Origin of the sequence: Photorhabdus caribbeanensis, assembly GCF_018448885.1 — a bacterium.
Classification (GTDB): Bacteria; Pseudomonadota; Gammaproteobacteria; order Enterobacterales; family Enterobacteriaceae; genus Photorhabdus; species Photorhabdus caribbeanensis.
The window spans coordinates 1-2,454 of record NZ_RCWB01000086.1; the positions used below are offsets into that span (position 1 = coordinate 1).

At 48.5% G+C, this 2,454-nt stretch carries 2 protein-coding genes; both read left to right on the forward strand.

What is annotated here, in order from left to right:
• Positions 1–116: 116 nt before the first annotated feature.
• Positions 117–1,475 (forward strand): VRR-NUC domain-containing protein, encoded by a 1,359-nt coding sequence (locus EAE90_RS23005; protein ID WP_214055424.1) that lies wholly within the window; start codon positions 117–119, stop codon positions 1,473–1,475.
• A gap of 14 nt (positions 1,476–1,489) precedes the next feature.
• Positions 1,490–2,454, forward strand: a 965-nt coding sequence (locus tag EAE90_RS23010) for a DUF3396 domain-containing protein (RefSeq protein WP_214055425.1), incomplete at its 3' end; no start/stop codon positions are given.

Here is a 2,454-nt window from a genome sequence, read left to right on the forward strand (position 1 = left end):
GAAGAAAATCTGCAACTGCGTTCACCGGAAACCCCACCGAAACCGAAGCAAACCTTATACCGTGCCAGCGGTAACACGCCGGTAGAGTATGTGATGGAATTTATGGAGATATAAGTATGGCAATATCTAACAGCGGCAAGATGTGCCCGGCCGTGACCTCGATTAATTGTACGATGGAAATAGGGGTTTTTCCCGCCGATGAAGATCCCTGTTATCTGGCGGAAAAAGCCGAGTATGCCCTGCGCCTGCCAGCAATGATTATCACCAAACTGGGCGCTACTCGCTTTCTTAATCAAGTCATTATGAGTGGGTTGATTAAGGTTGAAGAGCTTAAGCATGACTTCCTGTGGCCCTATAAAGCAGAAGTAGTGTTTGCTATCCGGGGGCCTAAAGATGTACCTCTGCCCATACTGGCGACCAGTCTGGCCTCTAAACAGCGTTATAGTGATAACTTACCGCAATCCAGTAACCCATTTGCCCGGCCTTCTGCCGACGATGTAGAAAAATTTGGTGTTAAACGTATCCGTCGGCCCGATATTATTTTGGTTAAAGACGAAGTTCTCCGTTGGCCAGGTAGAAATGCTACTTACTTTGATGGCTCCGTACACCCCGATAACCTAAAAATGTTGATTGAGGTGAAATTTCCGGGGGATTCTCTCAGTAAAGGTCAAGAAAAAGATTATATCCGGATTGCTACCCGTGATCGCTTTGGGGTGATGCGTGTTGATGATAACCGCACAGAAGAACAAAAGCAGTATGATGAAGCGTGGCGAAAACTTTATCAGCCCGGTTCCCAACACTATAAAAATCCGATACCGTTAGCCCCGTTGCCACCCGGTTCGCCTCCTGATGATAAAGCTTTACCCACCCCTCCCACAGAGGGCGTGCCGGGGACCATTCCACAACCCTTGACAAAAAATCCACCGCTTCTCAGCACTTCCCGCTGGTCGTTTTTACCCAGCTATGAAGACTGGGTTGTCCTCGGGCAAGAGGTGGCGGGTCTGGCCGAAAACGGGTTGAATTATGTCCGCGACAGTACCCGGGAGCTCCTTGCTCAGTTTGGAGTATGGTTCAATCAAGCCGGCAAGTGGGTGTGTGAAGAAATTATTGACCCGATAAGCCATCAGGTCAGCTACGCTTTTTCCTGGGTTAATGAACAAACGGGGAAAATCGTGACCTGGACAGAGAGTGAGATAAAAGCCCGGTGGCAGACTGTACAACAGGGTTCAGACATCACCCTGGAAGAGCTAAAAAATATCAGCTGGATGCAGATATTAAAAGAGGTGGGTGAAGGGATGCTGGAAGTGGTGGTGATTATTGCCGGTGTTGCTGTTGTTATCCTTGTCACCCTTGCCGTCGCTGCTGCATTGATTGCACTGGTGGAAATTTTAGCTGCCGCTGCCGCAGTCAGCGCTGCGGCGTTAGCCGCCGTCCTGGCAATATTAGCGAGTGTGACATTCGCCACTGCTTCATAATTAACGGAGAGAATATGGAAACTGTAGATTACTTTGCCCAGTTGAAATCACAACTGACCGCGTTTACCTTCCTCAATGGCGATGGGCTGACCGTTTCTCGTCTTGGGATTTCTATCACTCTGTTTTTTAAACAAGGCTACACCCAGGAGAAAAAGCAACGCATTCTGGCCTGCTACCGCCGTTTTCGGGAGGAGTTTGGTACTCAACTGCGTTTTCATACTCATGAATTAAAGGGGTTAAAAAAATATTCACCGGAAAATATAGTCAAAGTGGAAGAAGGCATTCTGAATCAGAAAAAAAACCAGCCCTCTAGTTGGGATGTTAGTGACGCTAGAAATCTCTATGAAGCCCCTCGCTATCTGATGCATTACCTGGATTCCGATGAAGCTGATGGTGACGACAGTAGTTCTTACCTCAGTTTGGTATTGCCCTGGGATTATTTAAAGGAACAAGAGGGCATGACCCGATTTATGGCCTGGCTGGACTTTCTGTGTAATCAACTCGAACCGGACTGGGGAGACTGTGGTTACTGTCTGGTCTTACCCAGAGATTATCATGATTATTTTCCCCTAGAGTACCAATTGGCCCTGCGTTACCCTTCCCTGCAAGTCAATTCCACTGTTCACACCACACTGGACGATTATGCCCATTCCATACGAAGCATGAATTGGATCACCCTGCTGTCCAAACGATTTGTAAACCGACTGGGTGGAGAATATTGGATACGCCGCACGCTGGCACGCTACCCGGATGTGGTGATTACGCCTTATTCCAATGGTCTGATTATCCGGGCCGGTCAATACCCGGATTTAACGCCACTACCGGGCAGTGTCCCGGAGAGTTACTTTGCCATTAACCAGTTGATACGTCCGATACGTTTTGTTCCGGGAGAAGGTGATTCCCTGCACTTCTATGGTGAAGGGCATTTTAATTCAACTTCCACCTTGGCCTGGTATGCCCGTTATGACCGGGGACCGCT

Coding starts and splice junctions, on each gene's coding strand:
- EAE90_RS23005 (WP_214055424.1), top strand. CDS start 117: ATGGCAATATCTAACAGCGGCAAGATGTGCCCGGCCGTGACCTCGATT.